At 72.1% G+C, this 18,233-nt stretch carries 17 protein-coding genes; 5 read left to right on the top strand and 12 right to left on the bottom strand.

Annotation, left to right across the window (positions count from 1 at the left end):
- Positions 1–38: 38 nt before the first annotated feature.
- The 8 genes from ACH34S_RS34550 to ACH34S_RS34515 all read right to left on the bottom strand — a co-directional run bounded on the left by ACH34S_RS34550 (position 39) and on the right by ACH34S_RS34515 (position 9,823).
- On the bottom strand, positions 39–1,106 hold the full coding sequence (locus tag ACH34S_RS34550) for a S1C family serine protease (protein ID WP_395957086.1): 1,068 nt from the start codon (positions 1,104–1,106) through the stop codon (positions 39–41).
- A 56-nt stretch (positions 1,107–1,162) separates the two neighbouring features.
- Complete coding sequence (locus ACH34S_RS34545; RefSeq protein ID WP_395957085.1) at positions 1,163–1,828, bottom strand: response regulator; 666 nt, start codon at positions 1,826–1,828, stop codon at positions 1,163–1,165.
- Positions 1,825–4,380: a DUF4118 domain-containing protein gene (locus ACH34S_RS34540; protein ID WP_395957084.1), complete on the bottom strand. Its 2,556-nt coding sequence runs from the start codon at positions 4,378–4,380 to the stop codon at positions 1,825–1,827. The genes ACH34S_RS34545 and ACH34S_RS34540 overlap by 4 nt, the downstream gene beginning before the upstream one ends.
- Positions 4,381–4,393: 13 nt before the next feature.
- Positions 4,394–5,236, bottom strand: coding sequence for a potassium-transporting ATPase subunit C (locus ACH34S_RS34535; protein WP_395957083.1), 843 nt, complete (start codon positions 5,234–5,236; stop codon positions 4,394–4,396).
- On the bottom strand, positions 5,236–7,290 hold the full coding sequence (kdpB, locus tag ACH34S_RS34530; protein ID WP_395957082.1) for a potassium-transporting ATPase subunit KdpB: 2,055 nt from the start codon (positions 7,288–7,290) through the stop codon (positions 5,236–5,238). Before kdpB ends, ACH34S_RS34535 begins: the two co-directional genes overlap by 1 nt.
- Positions 7,290–8,951 (bottom strand): potassium-transporting ATPase subunit KdpA, encoded by a 1,662-nt coding sequence (gene kdpA / locus ACH34S_RS34525; protein ID WP_395957081.1) that lies wholly within the window; start codon positions 8,949–8,951, stop codon positions 7,290–7,292. Before kdpA ends, kdpB begins: the two co-directional genes overlap by 1 nt.
- Complete coding sequence (kdpF, locus tag ACH34S_RS34520) at positions 8,952–9,041, bottom strand: K(+)-transporting ATPase subunit F (protein ID WP_395957080.1); 90 nt, start codon at positions 9,039–9,041, stop codon at positions 8,952–8,954.
- 179 nt (positions 9,042–9,220) lie between these two features.
- On the bottom strand, positions 9,221–9,823 hold the full coding sequence (locus ACH34S_RS34515) for a TetR/AcrR family transcriptional regulator (RefSeq protein WP_395957079.1): 603 nt from the start codon (positions 9,821–9,823) through the stop codon (positions 9,221–9,223).
- Between the two features lie 78 nt (positions 9,824–9,901).
- Here ACH34S_RS34515 and ACH34S_RS34510 point away from each other — a divergent pair, with 78 nt between their 5' ends.
- On the top strand, positions 9,902–10,837 hold the full coding sequence (locus ACH34S_RS34510; RefSeq protein WP_395957078.1) for an NAD(P)-dependent oxidoreductase: 936 nt from the start codon (positions 9,902–9,904) through the stop codon (positions 10,835–10,837).
- Here ACH34S_RS34510 and ACH34S_RS34505 read toward each other — a convergent pair.
- Together ACH34S_RS34505 and dapE are read right to left on the bottom strand one after the other, a co-directional pair.
- On the bottom strand, positions 10,788–11,588 hold the full coding sequence (locus tag ACH34S_RS34505; RefSeq protein ID WP_395957077.1) for a TIGR00730 family Rossman fold protein: 801 nt from the start codon (positions 11,586–11,588) through the stop codon (positions 10,788–10,790). The genes ACH34S_RS34510 and ACH34S_RS34505 overlap by 50 nt on opposite strands.
- Entirely contained in the window at positions 11,585–12,661 is a 1,077-nt protein-coding gene (dapE, locus tag ACH34S_RS34500) for a succinyl-diaminopimelate desuccinylase (RefSeq protein WP_395957076.1), read from the bottom strand. Before dapE ends, ACH34S_RS34505 begins: the two co-directional genes overlap by 4 nt.
- A 30-nt stretch (positions 12,662–12,691) precedes the next feature.
- On the opposite strand from dapE, the gene ACH34S_RS34495 reads away from it, so the two are divergent.
- Positions 12,692–13,369 carry a 4'-phosphopantetheinyl transferase family protein gene (locus tag ACH34S_RS34495; protein ID WP_395957217.1) on the top strand — a complete coding sequence of 226 codons (678 nt, stop codon included), beginning with the start codon at positions 12,692–12,694 and terminating at the stop codon, positions 13,367–13,369.
- On the opposite strand, the gene ACH34S_RS34490 is transcribed toward ACH34S_RS34495, so the two are convergent.
- On the bottom strand, positions 13,359–14,195 hold the full coding sequence (locus ACH34S_RS34490; RefSeq protein WP_395957075.1) for a 2,3,4,5-tetrahydropyridine-2,6-dicarboxylate N-succinyltransferase: 837 nt from the start codon (positions 14,193–14,195) through the stop codon (positions 13,359–13,361). The two genes, ACH34S_RS34495 and ACH34S_RS34490, sit on opposite strands and share 11 nt — an antisense overlap.
- A 43-nt stretch (positions 14,196–14,238) precedes the next feature.
- Here ACH34S_RS34490 and ACH34S_RS34485 point away from each other — a divergent pair, with 43 nt between their 5' ends.
- Complete coding sequence (locus ACH34S_RS34485) at positions 14,239–15,156, top strand: hypothetical protein (protein ID WP_395957074.1); 918 nt, start codon at positions 14,239–14,241, stop codon at positions 15,154–15,156.
- Between the two features lie 95 nt (positions 15,157–15,251).
- The gene (locus ACH34S_RS34480) at positions 15,252–15,611 is read left to right on the top strand and encodes a hypothetical protein (protein WP_395957073.1); all 360 of its coding nucleotides are present in this window, start codon (positions 15,252–15,254) and stop codon (positions 15,609–15,611) included.
- 9 nt (positions 15,612–15,620) lie between these two features.
- Here the strand turns inward: ACH34S_RS34480 and ACH34S_RS34475 are convergent, their stop codons facing one another.
- On the bottom strand, positions 15,621–17,099 hold the full coding sequence (locus ACH34S_RS34475) for an MFS transporter (protein WP_395957072.1): 1,479 nt from the start codon (positions 17,097–17,099) through the stop codon (positions 15,621–15,623).
- 161 nt (positions 17,100–17,260) lie between these two features.
- Here ACH34S_RS34475 and sigJ point away from each other — a divergent pair, with 161 nt between their 5' ends.
- Entirely contained in the window at positions 17,261–18,196 is a 936-nt protein-coding gene (gene sigJ, locus ACH34S_RS34470; protein ID WP_395957071.1) for an RNA polymerase sigma factor SigJ, read from the top strand.
- Positions 18,197–18,233: the final 37 nt, after the last annotated feature.

Here is an 18,233-nt window from a genome sequence, read left to right as displayed (position 1 = left end):
GACGTCCAGGCCGGTTTCCAGGCCGTCGCCGAGGCTGGTCAGCCGCCTCCGGGGAGTTCGCTGAGCGTCACCTGGACGCGCTTCTTCGTCCCGTCCGGCTTCTGGATCTCGACGTTCGCGATGCCGCCCGGCTTGAGCGTGGCGAGCACCGACGACAGCGCCGTCTGGTCGGGCGTGGCGGTGCCGTTCACCGAGAGGATCAGGTCGCCCGGCTCGATCCCCGCCTTCGCGGCGCCGCCGCCCCGCTCGACCTCCACGACCGCGACCGCCGACCTCTGGCCGCTCTGCGGGTCGACGATCGTCCGGACCGTCACGCCGAGCGCCGCCCGCCCCGAGTCCGACACCTTCCCGGACCGGATCAGTTGCGGGACGATCCGCTTCACCGTGTCGCTCGGCGTCGCGAACCCGATCCCCGCCGCCGGGGCGCCGATGGACGGGTCCGACGCGGCGGCCGTCGGCACGCCGATCACCTGGCCGTCCAGCGTGACCAGGGCGCCGCCGCTGTTGCCCGGGTTGATCGCCGCGCTGGTCTGGATGGCGTCGGCGATCGTCGAGCCCTGGAAGGCGCCCTCGCCCCGGGTCGAGACCGTCCGGTGCAGCGCGGACACGATCCCGTTCGTGACGCTGCCGGCCAGGCCCAGCGGGTTGCCCATCGCCAGGACGATCTGCCCGACCTCCGCCTTGCCCGACTCGCCCCACGACGCCGGGCGCAGCGACCCGCCGGACACCTTGACCACGGCGAGGTCGTCGGCGGCGAACGCGCCCACGGGCTGCGCGTTCAGCGGCGAGCCGCCGCTGGCCGCCGTCGCCTGGATCCGGTCCGCCCCGGCCACGACGTGCGCGTTCGTGACGATGTGGCCCTGGCCGTCGTAGACGACCCCCGATCCCTCGCCCTTGTCGGTCGTGATCTTCACGACGGACGGCAGGACGGCGTCCACGACCTTCTCGTACTGCTGCTGGAGATCCGCCGCCGGACCGGCGCTGACCGGCGCGGACGTCCGCGCGGCCGTGCTCCCCTCGCCCTCGTCGCCACTGCATCCGGCAAGCGCAAGCGTCCCTGCCGTGACCGCCGCCAAGCAGGCCTTGACCTTGGCTTTTCCTTCCACGCTCCCCACCTCCCGGCCCGGTTCCTTCCCTCCTCCCGGAGATCAGGCCTGCGAGTTCAGGGCTGGAACCGGTAGCCCATCCCGGGTTCGGTGAGCAGGTGCTTCGGGTGCGCGGGGTCGGTTTCGAGCTTGCGGCGGAGCTGCGCCATGTATTGCCGCAGGTAGTGGGTCTCGCGGCGGTAGGACGGCCCCCAGACGGCCGTGAGGAGCTGCTGCTGGCTGATGAGCTTGCCGGGATTGCGGATCAGGAGCTCCAGCAGATGCCATTCGGTCGGGGTCAGGTGGACGCCGCCGCTGACCGTCTTGCCCGCCAGGTCGACGGTGTGCTCACCGACCTCCACCCGCGACACCTCGCCCGTGACCGACACGCGGCGGGACACGGCGCGGATGCGGGCGACCAGCTCCTCGATGTCGAACGGCTTGGTGACGTAGTCGTCCGCGCCCGCCTCCAGCGCCTCGACCTTGTCCTGGCTGCCGGCCCGGCCGGACAGGACGATGATCGGCACCTGCGTCCAGCCGCGCAGCCCGTGGATGACGTCGACGCCCGGGATGTCGGGCAGCCCGAGGTCGAGGACGACCAGGTCCGGCGGCGACGCACCGGCCTGCCGGAGCGCGGTCGTGCCGTCGGCGGCGACGTCCACGTCGTAGTCGCGGGCGCGCAGGTTGATGCGGAGCGCGCGGAGGAGCTGAGGCTCGTCGTCGACGACCAGCACGCGCGTCATACCGCCTCCTCGGGGACGGGCCCCTGCTCGTGGACGGGCAGCGCGACGATCATGGTGAGGCCGCCGCCCGGGGTGTCCTCGGGGACCAGCTCGCCGCCCATCGCCTCGGTGAGCCCGCGCGCCAGCGCGAGGCCGAGCCCGACGCCGGTGTGGTTGTCGCGGTCGCCGAGCCGCTGGAACGGCAGGAAGATCCGTTCCCGGTCGGCGGGCGGGACGCCGGGGCCGCGGTCGGCGATCCGCAGCTCCACCCGGTCCTTGATCGCGCCTGCGGTGATCAGGACGGGCTCGCCCGGCGGGCTGTGCCGCAGCGCGTTCGCGATCAGGTTGACCAGGACGCGTTCCAGCAGCGCCGGGTCGGCGGTCACCTCCGGCAGCAGCGGGTCGAGCCGGACGGTGACGTCCCCGCCGGAGCCGCCGAGGTCGTCCAGGGCGCGGGGCATGATCTCCTCCAGCGCGATGGGCTGCGCCGCGATGCCGAGGACCCCGGCCTGCAGGCGGCTCATGTCGAGGAGGTTGGCGACCAGCCGGTCGAGCCGGTCGAGGGACTGGGCGGCGGTGTCGAGCAGTTCGGCGCGCTCCTCGGGCGTCCAGTCGACGGAGCTGGTGCCGAGGCTGTCGACGGCGGCCTTCGCCGAGGCCAGCGGGGTGCGCAGGTCGTGGCTGACGGCGTTGAGCAGCGCGGTCCGCATCTTGTCGGCCGCCTCCAGGGGCCGGGCCCGTTCCGCCTCCGCCTCCAGCCGCTGCTGGCGCAGCGCGCCCGCGGCCTGGACGGCGAACGCCTCCAGCACCCGCCGGTCCCCCGCCGGGAGCGGACGGCCGCGGATCGCCAGCGTGAGGCCGTCGCCCGCCGGGATCTCGGTGTCGCCCTCGCCCGGCGAGGTGCACGGGCGGCCGCCGACCGTCGCGACGATCCGCCAGTCGGCCGGGTCGCCGTGGCTGTCGGGCGTGGCGGGCACCGGCCGCTCCAGCAGGGTCACGGAGGTCAGGCCGAACGTCTCGCGCATCCGTCCGAGCAGGGTGTCGAGGGCGCGCTCGCCGCGCAGCACGTTCCCGGCGAGCGTGGACAGCAGCCCGGCCTCGCTCCCGAGCTTCGCCGCCTCCCGCGACCGCCGCGCCGCGTGGTCGACGACCATGCTGACGCCGACGCCGACCAGCACGAACACCGCGAGCGCGATGAGGTTCTCCTGCTCGGCGACGGTGAACCGGTGGATCGGCGGGGTGAAGTACCAGTTGAGCAGCAGGAACCCGGCGACGGCGGTGAACAGCGCGGGCCACATCCCGCCGACCAGCGCGATCGCGACGACGGCGGCGAGGAAGAACAGGATGTCGGACGGCAGCGACAGCGCGGGCCGCGCCTCCGCCAGCCCGAACGTCAGCAGCGGCAGCCCGGCCGCGGCGGCCAGGAACCCGGCGGCGCGGCGGCGGGCCGACAGGCCCTGGTCGCGGACCGGCCCGCGGATGCCCTGCCTGGCCTGGTCGTGGGTGACCATGTGGACGTCGATCGTCCCGGACAGCGCCGTCGTCGTCACGCCGATCCCCGGCCGGAGCAGCTGCGCGAGCCGTCCCCGCCGGGAGATGCCGAGGACGAGCTGCGTCGCGTTGACGGCGCGCGCGAACTCCAGCAGGGCGCGCGGGATGTCGTCCCCGACGACCTGGTGGAACGTGCCGCCGAGCCCCTCCACGATCTCCCGCTGCCGGGCCAGCTCGCGCGGCCGGGCGCCACCGCCGCCCAGCCCGTCGCCGCGCGCCACGTGCACGGCGAGCAGGTCGGCGCCCTTGGAGCGGGCGGCGATGCGGGTCGCGCGGCGCAGCAGCGTCTCTCCCTCGGGCCCGCCGGTGAGCGCGACGACGATCCGCTCCCGCGCCTCCCAGGTGCCGCCGATGCCGTGGTCGGCGCGGTACCGGTCGAGCTGCTCGTCCACCTTGCCCGCGAGCCACAGCAGCGCCAGCTCCCGCAGCGCCGTGAGGTTCCCGACGCGGAAGTAGTTGGACAGGGCCGCGTCGATCCTCTCGGGCGTGTAGACGTTGCCGTGCGCCATCCGGCGGCGCAGCGCCTCCGGTGCCATGTCGACCAGCTCGACCTGCCCGGCGCCGCGGACCACCTCGTCCGGGACGGTCTCGCGCTGCGGCACCCCGGTGATGTTCTCCACGACGTCGTTGACCGACTCCAGGTGCTGGACGTTCACGGTCGTGATCACGTCGATCCCGGCGTCGAGGATCTCCTCGACGTCCCGCCAGCGCTTGTCGTGCCGGGAGCCGGGGACGTTGGTGTGGGCGAGCTCGTCCACCAGCACGACCTCGGGGGCGCGGCGCAGCACGGCGGGCACGTCCAGCTCGGTGAACTCGGCGCCCCGATGTGTCACGGTCGCGCGCGGCAGGACCTCCAGGCCGTCGAGGAGCGCGGCGGTGCGGGCGCGTCCGTGCGTCTCGACGTAGCCGACGACGACGTCGGTGCCGCGGTCCTGCCGCCGCCGCGCCTCCGACAGCATGGCGTAGGTCTTCCCGACCCCTGGTGCGGCGCCCAGGTAGATGCGGAGCTGCCCCCTGGCCATGGGCTCCATCCTCTCAGCCCCGGTAGGGGGCGGCCTTGTCCAGGGCGATGTTGAGCTGGAGGACGTTCACCACGGGCTGTCCCATGAACCCGAGCGCGCGTCCGGTCGTCGCGCCGCCGACGAGCTTCCGCACCGTCCGCACCGGGACGCCGCGCATCTCCGCGACGCGCCTCGCCTGTAGTTCGGCGTAGGCGACGGAGATGTGCGGGTCGAGTCCGGAGCCGCTCGCGGTGACCGCGTCGGCCGGGACGGCGGGCTCGGCAGGGGCGCTCCCCCGGACCGGCACGATCTTCCCGGCGCGGGGATCCAGGCCGGCTGGGGCGCATTCCACCTTGACGCCCTTGTACTCGGCGATGAACGGCGCGGCCGCCGGGCACGGCTCGTTGACGCTGATCACCCTTCCGGGCTGGACGGACAGGACGGCACCGACCCCGCCCTTGGTGCAGTACGGGCGCGAGCCGTCCACTCCGTTCAGTTCCCCGATCTCCTTGCTGCGGGTGCAGACCATGCTGAGCAGGCTCTGCTCATCGCCCTTGTCGATGATGTCCTCGGGGCCGAGGTTGCTCGCCGAGGTGGCGGTCGGGTCGTAGCCGTCGCCCGCCGCGGACGGGCGGCCCTGGAAGTACTGCCTGAGCGGGTTCCCGTCCTTGCCGGTGAACGGCTGGCCGATCAGCTCGCTGCCGACCTGCCGTCCGTCGACGCTGACGTGGGAGCCGTCCGCGTGGTCCTTCAGGCCGGGCACCTGCGCTGCGGCCGTGATGGCCAGCGGGTACAGGACGCCCAGGACGGCGGTGAAGACGAGCAGCGCGCGGAGCGCGGCGACATGCCGGCGGAGCCAGCCGGGTAGCGCGTTCATCAGTTGATCCCCGGTATGAAGTGGACGAGAAGGTCGATGAGCTTGATCCCGGCGAACGGGGCGACGATCCCGCCGAGCCCGTAGACCAGCAGGTTGCGGTTCAGCAGCCGGGACGCCGAGCCCGCCCGGTACCGGACGCCGCGCAGCGCCAGCGGGATCAGCGCCACGATGATCAGCGCGTTGAACACGACGGCCGACAGGATCGCCGACTCCGGGCTGGACAGCCGCATCACGTTCAGCGCGTCCAGGCCCGGGAACAGCGCGACGAACAGCGCCGGGATGATGGCGAAGTACTTGGCGACGTCGTTGGCGATGGAGAACGTCGTCAGCGCGCCCCGCGTGATGAGCAGCTGCTTGCCGATCTCCACGATCTCGATGAGCTTGGTCGGGTCGGAGTCCAGGTCGACCATGTTCCCGGCCTCCTTGGCGGCGGACGTGCCGGTGTTCATCGCGACGCCGACGTCGGCCTGCGCGAGCGCGGGCGCGTCGTTGGTGCCGTCGCCGGTCATCGCGACGAGCCGCCCGCCCTCCTGCTCGGACTTGATGAACGCCATCTTGTCCTCGGGGCGCGCCTCGGCGATGAAGTCGTCCACGCCCGCCTCGTCGGCGATGGCCTGCGCGGTGAGCCGGTTGTCACCGGTCACCATGATCGTTTTGATGCCCATGGCGCGCATCCGGTCGAACCGCTCGCGCATGCCCGCCTTGACGACGTCCTTCAGGTGGATGACGCCGAGCACGCGCGCTTTGCCGTCGCGCGCCTCCGCGACCACCAGCGGAGTCCCGCCGGACGCGGAGATGCCGTCCACGACTGCGGCGAGCGCGTTCGGCACCTCGCCGCCCTGGTCGCGGACCCAGCCGGTGACCGCGCCGGACGCACCCTTGCGGAGCCGCCGCCCGTCGACGTCCACGCCGGACATCCGGGTCTGCGCCGTGAACGGCACCCACTCCGCGTGCGACAGCTCGCCCGGGTGCCGCTCGCGCAGCCCGTACGCGGCCTTGGCGTGGACGACGACGGACCGCCCCTCGGGCGTCTCGTCGGCCAGCGAGGACAGCTGCGCCGCGTCGGCCAGCTCGGCGCCCGTCGTGCCGCCGACCGGGACGAACTCCGACGCCTGCCGGTTGCCGAGTGTGATCGTGCCGGTCTTGTCGAGCAGCAGGGTGTTGACGTCCCCGGCGGCCTCGACGGCGCGTCCGGACATCGCCAGCACGTTGCGCTGGACGAGCCGGTCCATGCCCGCGATGCCGATCGCCGACAGCAGCGCCCCGATCGTCGTCGGGATCAGGCACACCACCAGCGAGACCAGCACGATCCCGGTGACGCCGTGCTCGTCGAGCGCGAAGCCGCCGTCGGCGCCCGGCGCGTTCGCCATGGAGTAGATCGCGAGCGGCTGCATGCTCGCGACCCCGACCAGGAAGATGATCGTCAGCGCGGCCAGCAGGATGTTCAGCGCGATCTCGTTCGGCGTCTTCTGCCGGGACGCGCCCTCCACCAGCGCGATCATCCGGTCCACGAACGACTCGCCGGGCCGCTGCGTGATCTTCACGACGATCCGGTCGGAGAGCACCCGCGTCCCGCCGGTCACCGCGCTGCGGTCGCCGCCGGACTCGCGGATCACCGGCGCCGACTCGCCGGTGATGGCCGACTCGTCCACGCTGGCGATGCCCTCGATCACGTCCCCGTCGCCGGGGATGATCTGCCCGGCCTCGACGACCACGAGGTCCCCGCGCCGCAGCTCGGCCGCCGCGACGGTCTCCTCTCCCCCGGAACCGGTGAGCCGCCGGGCCGTGGTCTCCTTCTTCGCCTTGCGGAGCGTGTCGGCCTGGGCCTTGCCGCGCCCCTCGGCGACGGCCTCGGCCAGGTTCGCGAAGATCACGGTGAGCCAGAGCCAGGCCGTGATCAGCACGGCGAACACCGAGGGGTCGAGGACGGCCATCGCGGTCGTCCACACCGCCCCGATCTCGACCACGAGCATCACCGGGTTGCGCCACATGACGCGCGGGTCGAGCTTGCGCAGCGCGGCGGGCGCGGAGGCGAGCAGCATGCCTGCGAGCATCAGTGGATCCCCTCTGGAAGCGGCCCGAGGGCGAGCGCGGGAAAGAACGTCAGGGCGACGAGGATGAGCGTCACGCCGGCGACCAGGCCGACGAACTGCGGACGGTGGGTCGGCAGCGTGCCCGCCGACACCGGCACCGGCGTCTGCCGCGCCAGCGACCCGGCCAGCGCCAGGGCCAGCACGATCGGCAGGAAGCGCCCGAACGCCATGGCCAGGCCGAGCGCGACGTCGTAGAAGGTGGTCGCGGCGGTGAGGCCCGCGAACGCCGAGCCGTTGTTGTTGGCCGCCGAGGTGAACGCGTAGAGCACCTCCGACAGGCCGTGCGGGCCCGCGTTCAGCATGCTCGCGCGCGGCGTCTCGAACGCCATCGCGATCCCGGTGCCGACCAGCACGATCATGGGCGTGACCAGGAAGTACATCGACGCGAGCTTGATCTCGCGGGCGCCGATCCGCTTGCCGAGGTACTCGGGCGTCCGGCCGACCATCAGCCCGGCGACGAACACAGTGATGATCGCCAGGATGAGCATCCCGTACAGGCCGGACCCGACGCCGCCGGGCGCGACCTCCCCGACCATCATGTTCAGCATCGTCACCGCGCCGCCGAGGCTGGTGTAGGAGTCGTGGAAGGAGTCGACGGCCCCGGTGGAGGTCAGCGTGGTCGCCGCCGCGAACGTCGCCGAGTTCGAGATCCCGAACCGGGCCTCGGTGCCCTCCGACGCCGCCGTCACCGATTCGGGAACGGTTCCGTGGTGCGCGAGCTGCGCCGTGTTCAGCGCGACGACGCTCAGCAGCGCCAGCACGCCCATCACCGCGACGATCGCGCCGCCCTGCCGCTTGTCGCCGACCATCCGGCCGAACGTCCGGGGCAGCGAGAACGGGATCAGCAGGATGAGGAGGATCTCGATCCAGTTCGTCCAGGCGGTCGGGTTCTCGAAGGGGTGCGCCGAGTTGGCGTTGTAGAACCCGCCGCCGTTGGTGCCGAGCTCCTTGATCGCCTCCTGGGACGCCACCGGCCCGCCGGTGATCGTCTGCTCTCCGCCGGTCAGCGTGGTCACGGTGTGCGGGTCGGCGAAGTTCTGGATCGCTCCCCCGGCGACGAGCACGACCGCCGCGACGGCGGCGATCGGCAGCAGGACGCGCGTCACGGCGCGCGTGAGGTCCACCCAGAAGTTGCCGAGCTCGCCGGTCTTCCGCCTTGCGAGGCCGCGCACGAACGCCATCGCGACGGCGATCCCGACCGCGGCCGACACGAAGTTCTGCACCGCGAGCCCGGCCATCTGCGCCAGGTGGCCCATGGTGGCCTCGCCGGAGTACGCCTGCCAGTTGGTGTTGGTGACGAAGCTGATCGCCGTGTTCCACGCGATGTCAGGGTCGACGCCACCGAACCCGAGGCTGAGCATCAGGTGTCCCTGGAGCCGCTGGAGCCCGTAGAGGGCCAGCACGGACACGGCCGAGAACGCCAGCACGCTCCGCGCGTAGACGCTCCAGACCTGCTCGGCGTCCGGGTCGACGCCGACGATCCGGTAGATCAGCCGCTCCGCCCGCCAGTGCCTGCGGGAGGTGAACGTCCGGTACATGTGGTCGCCCAGCGGCACGTGGACCGCCGCGAGCACGAGGATGAGGGATCCGATGAACAGGATCCCGGCCGCCGTCGCCCCCATCTAGAACTTCTCCGGGCGGATCAGCGCCACGACCAGGAAAACGACCAGCCCGGCGGCGAGGGCCAGCCCGATCGCGTTCTCGGGACTCACAGCCGTCCCGCCCCCTTCACGACGAGGCCGAGCAGCGCGAAGACCGCGAGCGTCAGCAGGATAAGAACAAGGTCTGCCATGCCCGAAGAAAACACCCGTTTCGGACGCTTTCCGCCGATCTTGACGCGTTCCCTACGCCCGCCCCCGCCATCTTCACGCGATCCATACGCGGACGGCCGTCAGTCCCCTTCGACGGGCCTCTCCACGCAGGAGTCCAGGTAGGGGCCGAGCTCGCGCGCCACGGTCCGCAGCGGCCGGACGTTCCGCTCCGCCCGCGCCATCAGGATCGCGCCCTCCAGCGAGCTGATCATCAGCGTGGCGAGCGCGTCCGCCTTCCGGGCCGGGACGCCCATCGCGGCCAGCTCCCGCGCGACCGGCCGCCGCCAGTCGGCGAACGCGGCGGCGGACGCGGCCCGCGTCGAGGCGATGGTGTCCGCGCAGTCGACCGTCGCCGCCGCGACCGGGCAGCCCTTAGCGAAGCCCGCCGTGCGGTATTCGTCGATCCACTGCCGGACCATCGCCTCGAACAGGCGTCCCGGCGTCGGGCGCGACATCGCGGCCATGAACCGCGCGACGCGCCTGCTCGCGTACCGGCCCGCCCACTCCACGGCCTCGTTGACCAGCTGCTCCTTGCCGCCGGGGAAGTAGTGCTGCAGCGAACCGCGCGGCGCCCCGGCGTGCTCGGCGACCTCCCGCAGCCCGGTGGCCGTGACGCCGTCGCGGCGGATGAGCTGCGCCGCGCTGAACACCATCCGCTCCCGCGGCCCACGACTTTCGGCCATTGCATCTTTCACCTGGGCCATTATCATGACCGTTGTCATAACTCGCAAGATCGGACGACGGCACGGCCGGAGGCGGCGATGGGTTCGGACGTCGGTTTCATCGGTCTCGGCGTCATGGGGCGGCCCATGGCGCTCAACCTCGCCCGCGCCGGTACCGGCCTCATCGTCTGGAACCGCACAGCGGCGAAATGCGAGCCGCTCCGGGCCGCCGGTGCGGAGGTCGCGGCGAGCCCCGGCGACGTGTGCCGCCGCGCCCGCATCGTGTTCCTCATGCTGGCCGACGGGCCCGCGATCGACTCCGTCCTCGGCCGCGGCACGCCCGCCTTCGCCGCGAACGTCGCCGGGCGCGTGATCGTCCACATGGGCACGACGTCGCCGGGCTACTCCCGCGGCCTCGAAACCGACATCCGCGCCGCCGGGGGCGGCTACGCCGAGGTGCCGGTGTCCGGCTCGCGCGGGCCCGCCGAGGCGGGAAGCCTGGTCGCGCTGCTGGCGGGCGACCCGGCGGCGGTGGCCGCCGTCCGACCGCTGATCGGGCCGATGTGCCACGAATCGTTCGAGTGCGGCCCGGTGCCGAACGCGCTGCTGATGAAGCTCTCGGTCAACCTGTTCCTGATCACGATGGTCACCGGGCTGGCGGAGGCGTTCCACTTCGCCCGCGGGCACGGGCTGGACGAGCGGCGGCTCCGCGACGTGCTCGACGCCGGCCCGATGGCGAGCACCGTGTCACGCGCGAAGTCGCACAAGCTCGCCGCCCGCGACTTCGACGTCCAGGCGTCGATCGTCAACGTCCTGGACAACAACCGCCTGGTCGCGGAGGCCGCCAGGGACGCCGGCATCGCCTCGCCGCTGCTGGACGTCTGCCACGCCCTCTACGGGGAGACCCTGACGCTGGGCCACGGCGAGGCGGACATGGCGGCGGTCGTCCGGGCGATCGAGTCGCGCACCGAGACGGAACGGGCGGTCACTCCCCGGCGGCCTCCCCCGCCTCCGCCGAGGCGCGGGATTCGATGATCTCCTGCTCGGCCCGGGTGTGCCCGTCGACGATGATCTGGACGACCTCCTCCGGGTCGTCGGTGACATGGATCAGGTCCAGGTCCTGCGGGGAGATCTTCCCGCTGGTCAGCATGACCTTCTCGACCCAGTCGAGCAGCCCGCCCCAGAACTCCGTGCCGACCAGCACGATCGGGAACCGGGTGATCTTCCTGGTCTGGACGAGGGTGATCGCCTCGAACAGCTCGTCCAGCGTCCCGAACCCGCCGGGCAGCACCACGAACGCCTGCGAGTACTTCACGAACATCGTCTTGCGGACGAAGAAGTAGCGGAACTCCAGCCCGATGCCGATGTGGTCGTTGAGCTTCTGCTCGAACGGCAGCTCGATGCCGAGCCCGACCGACAGCCCGCCGTTGTCGTTGCAGCCCTTGTTGGCCGCCTCCATGATCCCCGGCCCGCCGCCGGTGACCACGGCGTAGCCGGCGTCGTGCAGCCGGGCGCCGATGTCCACCGCGAGCTCGTACTCCTCGGTGCCCGGCTTCGTGCGGGCGCTGCCGAACACGCTGACGGCCTTCGGCAGCTCGGCGAGCAGGCCGAAGCCCTCGACGAACTCCGCCTGGATCCGCAGCACCCGCCACGGGTCGGCGTGCACCCAGTCGGCCGGGCCGCGGCCGTCGAGCAGGCGCTGGTCGGTGGTGGTCTGGGGGACGGCCCGTCCCCGCAGCATGGCCGGACCCTGCCGGCGCGAGCGGGAGTTCACTTCCGATGTCATGGACCCACGTTAGTAGGACCCTCCAGCCACATGCGCATACGTTGCTCGCACTCGGCGATGAGGGGAATGTCGACGTATTCGTCCTTGGTGTGCGCGAGGGTCGGCTCGCCGGGGCCGTAGTTCACGGCCGGGACGCCGAGCTCGGAGAAGCGGGCGACGTCCGTCCAGCCGAGTTTGGCGCGCACGCCGGCCCCGCTGGAGGCGACGAACGCGGCCGCCGCCGGATGCGTCAGCCCGGGACGGGCCGCGGACGCGGCATCGGTGACGGTCACCTGGAAGCCGTCGAAGATTTCCCGGACGTACGCCTCGGCCTCCGCGACGGTTTTGTCCGGGGCGAACCGGTAATTCACGGTGACGACGCATTCGTCCGGGATGACGTTCCCCGCCACACCGCCCCTGATGAACACCGCGTTGAGCCCCTCCCGGAACTCCAACCCGTCAACGACCGGACACGACGGCTCGTACGCCCGCAGCAAATCCAGAATGCGCCCGGCGGTGTGAATGGCATTCGAGCCCATCCACGCCCGCGCGCTGTGCGCCCGCTCCCCCACGGCCGTGACCTCGGCACGCAGCGTCCCCTGGCAACCGCCCTCGATCTGCGCGCCGGTCGGCTCCATCAGCACGGCGAAATCGCCCGCGAGCAGGTCCGGGCGGTTCTCGGCGAGCTTCCGCAGCCCGTTGTGCTCGGCCTCGATCTCCTCGCACTCGTAGAACACGTAGGTGATGTCACGCGACGGCTCCACAACGGTGGCGGCAAGGCGCAGCGCGACCGCGAGGCCGCTCTTCATGTCCGTCGTCCCGCACCCGTAGAGCCGGTCGCCGTCCACGCGCGACGGGAGGTTCCCATTCAGCGGCACGGTGTCGAGATGCCCGGCCAGAACGACCCGCTCTTCCCGCCCGAGCCGGGTCCGAGCCACGACATTGTTCCCGACGCGGTCCACGTCCAAATGCGGAAACGCCCGCAGAGCCTCCTCCACCGCGTCGGCGAGCGCCTTCTCCGCACCGCTCACCGACTCGATGTCGACGATGGCCGCCGTGAGGTCCACCACGTCCGAGAACAGATCCAGGCCCATGAACGAAGTCTTATCATCACGACCGTGGACATGCCTGTGCTGGAGTGCGCCGTCCGCTGGGCGCGCCCCGCCGACACCCCGGAGATGCGCGCCCTTCTCACCGACGGAGAACGCGAACGCTACGAACGCTTCCGCCAGCCCCAGGACAAGGCCCGCTTCGTCACCGGGCGGTTCCTCGCCCGCACGGCCCTGGCCGAGGCCACCGGCCTGGACCCGCGGACCATGCGGTTCACCACCGACTGCCCCCACTGCGGCGACACCCACGGCAAGCCCCGCCTGCCCGGCTCCTCCGTGGACTTCTCGCTCTCCCACTCGGGCGACCGGGTCGTCATCGTCCTCACCGAGGGCGCCGACGTCGGCGTGGACGTGGAGCAGGAGAACGACCGCGACATCGACCGCCTGGCCGAAATGGTCCTGGCGGCCCCGGAACGCACCGCCCTGGCGGCCATGGCCGACAGGCGAAGCGGCTTCCACCGCTACTGGACCCGCAAAGAGGCCCTGCTGAAGGCCACGGGCCACGGCCTGGCCGCGCCCATGACCGACATCCACCTCTCGCCCCCCGGCGACCCCGCCGAGGTCATCGCCTGGACCGGGGAGGCGGCGGTGTCACCCGTCCGCCTCGCCGACCTGGACCCGGGCCCCGGCTACGCCGCCGCGGCCGCCGTCCTCACCGACCGCCCCCTGAAGATCACGGAACTCACGTATTGATGCCGTGATCCCGCAGGATGTCGTTGAGGGACGCCTTGTCGTGCCGCTGACCCTCTTCGAGGCGCTTGAGGATGAGCACCGCAGGAAGGCCGAACGTGCCGCCCTTGAACTCCTTGTAGCGGGTGCCGCCGACGGCGACGCACCAGTCGGGAACGCGCCCCCGGGCGATCTCCTCGCCCGTCTCGACGTCGATGACCGGCATGGACGCCGACAGGTTCGTCCCGGACCCGATGACCGCGCCGCGCCCGACCCGGGCCCCCTCGACGATCATCGACCGGCTGCCGATCATCGCCTCGTCCTCGATGATCACGGGCTTGGCGTTGGGCGGCTCCAGCACGCCGCCGATGCCGACGCCCCCCGACAGGTGGACGTTCTTGCCGATCTGCGCGCACGACCCCACGGTCGCCCACGTGTCGACCATCGTGCCTGAGTCGACGTAGGCGCCGATGTTGGTGAACGACGGCATCAGCACCACGCCGGGCGCGAGGTAGGAGCCCCAGCGGGCGATCGCGCCGGGGACGACGCGGACGCCGTCCAGCCGGGTCTTCAGCGGGATGCGGTCGTGGTACCGGAAGTCGCCGACCTGGGAGCGCACCATGCCGAGGACCTTGAAGCTCAGCAGGATCGCGCGCTTGGCCCGCTCGTCGACGAGCACCTCGCCGCCGCTCGGGTCGATGCGGGCGACGCGGGCCTCGCCGGCGTCGATCTGGTCGACGGCGGCCACGATGGCGGCGCGCGCGTCGGCGTCGTCCGGGGTGAGGTCGGCGCGCTGCTCCCACAGCTCGTCGATGCCGCCGGAGATCGGGCTGGTGAACGTTTCGGTCATGGCCATGAGCTTAGTGGGGGCCGTCTCCCGGTACCTTCAACGCGTGGCTGTTTGGGCGAGGGAGAAGGCGGGCTCCGGGGAGGGGCCTGACCATGGTGGACGCCGCCGCGGGCGGCGCTGGGCGGCCGGGGTGTCCATCGTCGTGGTGCTGCTCGGCGCGGGCGCCTACACGCTGTTCCTGAAAGCCCGCCCATACCTGCACGGCACCGGCTGCGAGGTGAACACGAGCGGCGGCAAGATGCCGCTCGACCTGGAGCAGGGCGCCAACTCCGCCACGATCGCCGCGGTCGCGTTCCGCAAGCAGCTGCCCGAGCGGGCGGCGGTGATCGCCTACGCGACCGCGATCCAGGAGTCCCACATCCGCAACCTGCCGGGCGGCGACCGCGACTCGGTCGGCATGTTCCAGCAGCGCCCGTCGCAGGGCTGGGGCGAGCCGCCCGAGCTCCGCGACCCCGTCATCTCCACGACGAAGTTCTTCAACGCGCTGGTCAAGGTGAAGGGCTACCTGGACCGCGACCTGCACGACGCGGCGCAGACCGTGCAGCGCAGCGCGGACGGCCGCGCCTACGCCCAGCACGAGGACGACGGCAAGCTCCTCGCGGCGGCGTTCACCGGACGCGAGGCGGGCACGGCGCGCTGCTGGTACCCGCCGAGCAAGCGGACCGCGTCCCGCCGCCCGGACGCGATCCGGGAGATGCGCCGCGCCTTCGGCACCAAGCTCCGCGTCAGCGGCCCGAGCCCCCTCGCGAAGGGCGCGGCCTCAGATCCGGACTCCTGGAACGCGGTAAAGGTCACGAACACCCGTGCGGGCTGGGCGGTGGCGGCCTGGGCCGTGACCCACGCCCAGGCCTACGGCCTCACCGAGGTCCGCTACGCGGGCCGCCACTGGCAGGCCGACGCGGGCCACGACGGCTGGACGGACGACAAACCCGCCCGCAACGACAGCGTCATCATCCAGTAACGGATGTCCGCTTCCGGCAATCCGGATCGGGCTAGTTGATCATGAAAGCGGTTCGTGGGTTCATGGGCGGGACACTCGTGAAAGGAGTGGCTCCCATGTGGCGAACGCTTTCCCGCATCTCGCTCACCGCGTCCATCACCGCCGCCCTCGCCCTGCTCCCCGCCGCCACCGCCTCGGCCGCCCCCGCCGGCGGCCCGCCGGGTTGCCCCGAGCGCTCGCAGTGCGGCTGGAGCGGTGCCGATTTCACCGGGACGGTGACGACGTTCAGCCCGCTCGAAGACTGCACGGACGCGCCGTTCCCCGTCCTGTCGGCCGGCAACACCGGCGGGGGCCAATACATCATGTACGTCTTCGCGGAAGCAGGCTGCGAGGGCGAGGTCGTCGCGCAGGTCGGCCGCAACATGTACCTGCCGTCCCTGCCCGCCCCCGGCAAGAGCGCCTACGTGGTCTGGTGACGTCCGCCCTCATTTGACGGGGACGGTCTCGGGACGAGGGTCCGGCGTCTGGGCGCCGGACGCCTCGCCGCGGGTGTTCGCGGACCGGAGCGCGACGACGGCGGCCACCGCGAGGAAGATGCCGCACACCAGCAGGGCCCTCGCGAAGCCGGAGGTCAAGGCTTCGGGGGCGGGCTTTCCGTCGGCGAGCAGGTCGTCCGTCCGGGACGTGGCGACCGCGGAGAAGATCGCCAGGCCGAGCGCGCCGCCGATCTGCTGCGAGGCGTTGAGGAGCGCGGCGGCCAGCCCGGCCTTGTCCGGCGGGACGTTCGCGTTCGCGGCGGTGGTGATGGAGACGAACACCACGCCGAGGCCCAGCGAGGTCACCAGCAGGCCCGGCAGCAGGTCGGTGAGGTACGCGCCGTCCACCGGGATGCGGGACAGCCAGAAGATCCCCGCGCCGGTCACGAGGAGGCTCCCGACGATCAGCGGGCGGGTGCCGGTGCGGGCGAGCAGCTGCGGCGTGACGCCCGCCGCGATCCCGACGCCGACGCAGAGCGGCAGGTACGCGGAGCCGGTCCTCAGCGGGGAGTAGCCGAGGATGTTGACCATGTAGAGGCTGAGGAAGAAGAACATGGACGCCAGCCCGGCCACGGCGACCAGGTAGGCGACGTCGGTGACGGCGAGGCCCCGCACGCGGAAGATCGACAGGGGCAGCAGGGGGCTGCGGTGGCGCTGCTCGTTGACGGCGAACGCGGCCAGCAGGACGGCGGTCCCGGCGAGGCCGCCGATCGTGCGGACGGAGTCCCAGCCGGCCTCGGGGGCCTTCACGAGGGTGAAGACGAGCAGCAGCATGCCGCCGGTGACCAGGACCGTCCCGCCGACGTCGAAGCTCGCCAGGCGCGCGAACCGGCGGTCGCCGTCCACCAGCAGGAACAGCCCGACGATCACCAGCACGCTGACCGGGACGTTCACGAGCATCACCCAGCGCCAGCCGAGGCCGTCGGTGAGCAGCCCGCCGAGCAGGACTCCGGCGGCGCTCGCGCCGCCGGCGACGCCGCCCCAGACGCCGAGCGCCTTGGCCCGGTCGCCGCCCTCCTTGAACATCGTCGTCAGGATCGAGAGCGTCCCGGGCAGCATCAGCGCGGCCCCGGCGCCCTGCGCGAGCCGCGCCCCGACCAGCATCCCGGAGTTGACCGCGAGGCCGCCGACGAGGGACGACAGCGAGAACAGCACCGTCCCGGCGAGCACGACGCGGCGGCGGCCGAGCAGGTCGGCGAGCCGGCCGCCGAGCAGCATGAACCCGCCGTAGGTGAGCAGGTAGCCGCTCGGCACCCACTGGAGGTCCTGGACGGAGAAGTCCAGGTCCTGCCTGACCGCGGGCAGCGCCACGTTGACGATCGAGGCGTCGATGAAATCCAGGAACGCGATGGCGCACAGCAGGGTCAGCGTCAGCTTGCCGCGTCCGGTCGCCAGAAAGGACGGCTGAGCGCCCGTCGTATCCGTCATGAAAGACCTCCGAGTCGAGTTCGTCGCGTCCCATGAGCGGATCGGCGCGCGGGAGTGTGACACGGGCGCCCGCGGATGAGGCCCAGATCACAATCCGGCCCGCCATGTCACACTCCGGGCACCCGTGCCCCTCTGAAGGGGTGAGGACGGGAGGTCCGACCATGCCCGAGAACATCACCGAGGACGCCGCGACACGGGCGTTCGCCGATCATCGGGAGCTGCTGTTCTCGGTCGTCTACAACCTGCTCGGCAGCGTCGCCGACACCGAGGACGTCCTGCAGGACACGTGGCTGCGCTGGTCATCCCGGAACAGCGCGAACACCCCGAACGGCGGCGCGGGCGGCGACGCGAACACCCCGGGCGACATCGAGAACCCCCGTGCCTATCTCGTGCGGATCGCGGTGAACACGGCTCTCGCGCGGCAGGCCGACATCAGCCGCCGCCGCGAGTCGTACGTGGGGCCGTGGCTGCCCGAGCCGCTGGTGTCGGGCGGGGAGGGGGACGCGGGCGAGTCCGCCGAGCGGACGGAGGCGGTGTCGATGGCGCTGCTGGTCGTCCTGGAGACGCTGACGCCGCTGGAGCGGGCCGTGTTCGTCCTGCACGAGGTGTTCGGGTACGCGCACACGGAGATCGCCCCGATCCTGGACCGGAACCCGTCCGCCGTCCGGCAGCTGGCGCACCGGGCGCGCGAGCATGTCCAGGCCCGGCGGCCCCGCTACCAGGCCGATCCGAAGGTGCAGCGGCAGGTGACCGAGCGTTTCCTCAAGGCGGCCCTCGGCGGCGACCTCGCGGCCCTGATGGAGCTCATGGCCCCGGACGTGACGCTGTGGCGGGACGCGGGCGGCAGGCGCGGCCCGCTGCGCCCGATCCACGGCCGCGACCGGGTGGCGCGCGTGATCACCGGCACCGCGCGCCGGGAGGACACGGCGCGGTTCGAGATCCGCTACCGGACCGTCAACGGCGACCCGTCCGCGGTGCTGTTCGACGCGGACGCCCCGTTCGCGGTCATGGTCCTCGACCTGGAAGCCGACGGCGACCGCGTGCGCGGCGTCTACGCCGTCGCCAACCCCGACAAGCTCACCCACATCGAAGAGTGATTTCCTACCTTAGAGGTAGAAATAGTTGACTATGCCG

This window comes from Actinomadura sp. 3N508 (assembly GCF_044326375.1).
Taxonomy (GTDB): Bacteria; Actinomycetota; Actinomycetes; order Streptosporangiales; family Streptosporangiaceae; genus Spirillospora.
The sequence above is the reverse complement of the archived record's forward strand: the minus strand, read 5'-3'. Positions and strand labels throughout refer to the sequence as shown.

Excerpts from the sequence above, each read along its gene's own strand:
- kdpA (WP_395957081.1), bottom strand. The coding sequence starts at position 8,951 with ATGGGGGCGACGGCGGCCGGGATCCTGTTCATCGGATCCCTCATCCTC.
- ACH34S_RS34495 (WP_395957217.1), top strand. The coding sequence starts at position 12,692 with ATGCCTGTGCTGGAGTGCGCCGTCCGCTGGGCGCGCCCCGCCGACACC.
- ACH34S_RS34515 (WP_395957079.1), bottom strand. The coding sequence starts at position 9,823 with ATGGCCGAAAGTCGTGGGCCGCGGGAGCGGATGGTGTTCAGCGCGGCG.
- ACH34S_RS34535 (WP_395957083.1), bottom strand. The coding sequence starts at position 5,236 with ATGAACGCGCTACCCGGCTGGCTCCGCCGGCATGTCGCCGCGCTCCGC.
- dapE (WP_395957076.1), bottom strand. The coding sequence starts at position 12,661 with ATGGGCCTGGATCTGTTCTCGGACGTGGTGGACCTCACGGCGGCCATC.
- ACH34S_RS34545 (WP_395957085.1), bottom strand. The coding sequence starts at position 1,828 with ATGACGCGCGTGCTGGTCGTCGACGACGAGCCTCAGCTCCTCCGCGCG.
- ACH34S_RS34505 (WP_395957077.1), bottom strand. The coding sequence starts at position 11,588 with ATGACATCGGAAGTGAACTCCCGCTCGCGCCGGCAGGGTCCGGCCATG.
- sigJ (WP_395957071.1), top strand. The coding sequence starts at position 17,261 with ATGCCCGAGAACATCACCGAGGACGCCGCGACACGGGCGTTCGCCGAT.
- ACH34S_RS34480 (WP_395957073.1), top strand. The coding sequence starts at position 15,252 with ATGTGGCGAACGCTTTCCCGCATCTCGCTCACCGCGTCCATCACCGCC.
- ACH34S_RS34510 (WP_395957078.1), top strand. The coding sequence starts at position 9,902 with ATGGGTTCGGACGTCGGTTTCATCGGTCTCGGCGTCATGGGGCGGCCC.
- ACH34S_RS34540 (WP_395957084.1), bottom strand. The coding sequence starts at position 4,380 with ATGGCCAGGGGGCAGCTCCGCATCTACCTGGGCGCCGCACCAGGGGTC.
- kdpB (WP_395957082.1), bottom strand. The coding sequence starts at position 7,290 with ATGCTCGCAGGCATGCTGCTCGCCTCCGCGCCCGCCGCGCTGCGCAAG.
- ACH34S_RS34490 (WP_395957075.1), bottom strand. The coding sequence starts at position 14,195 with ATGACCGAAACGTTCACCAGCCCGATCTCCGGCGGCATCGACGAGCTG.
- ACH34S_RS34475 (WP_395957072.1), bottom strand. The coding sequence starts at position 17,099 with ATGACGGATACGACGGGCGCTCAGCCGTCCTTTCTGGCGACCGGACGC.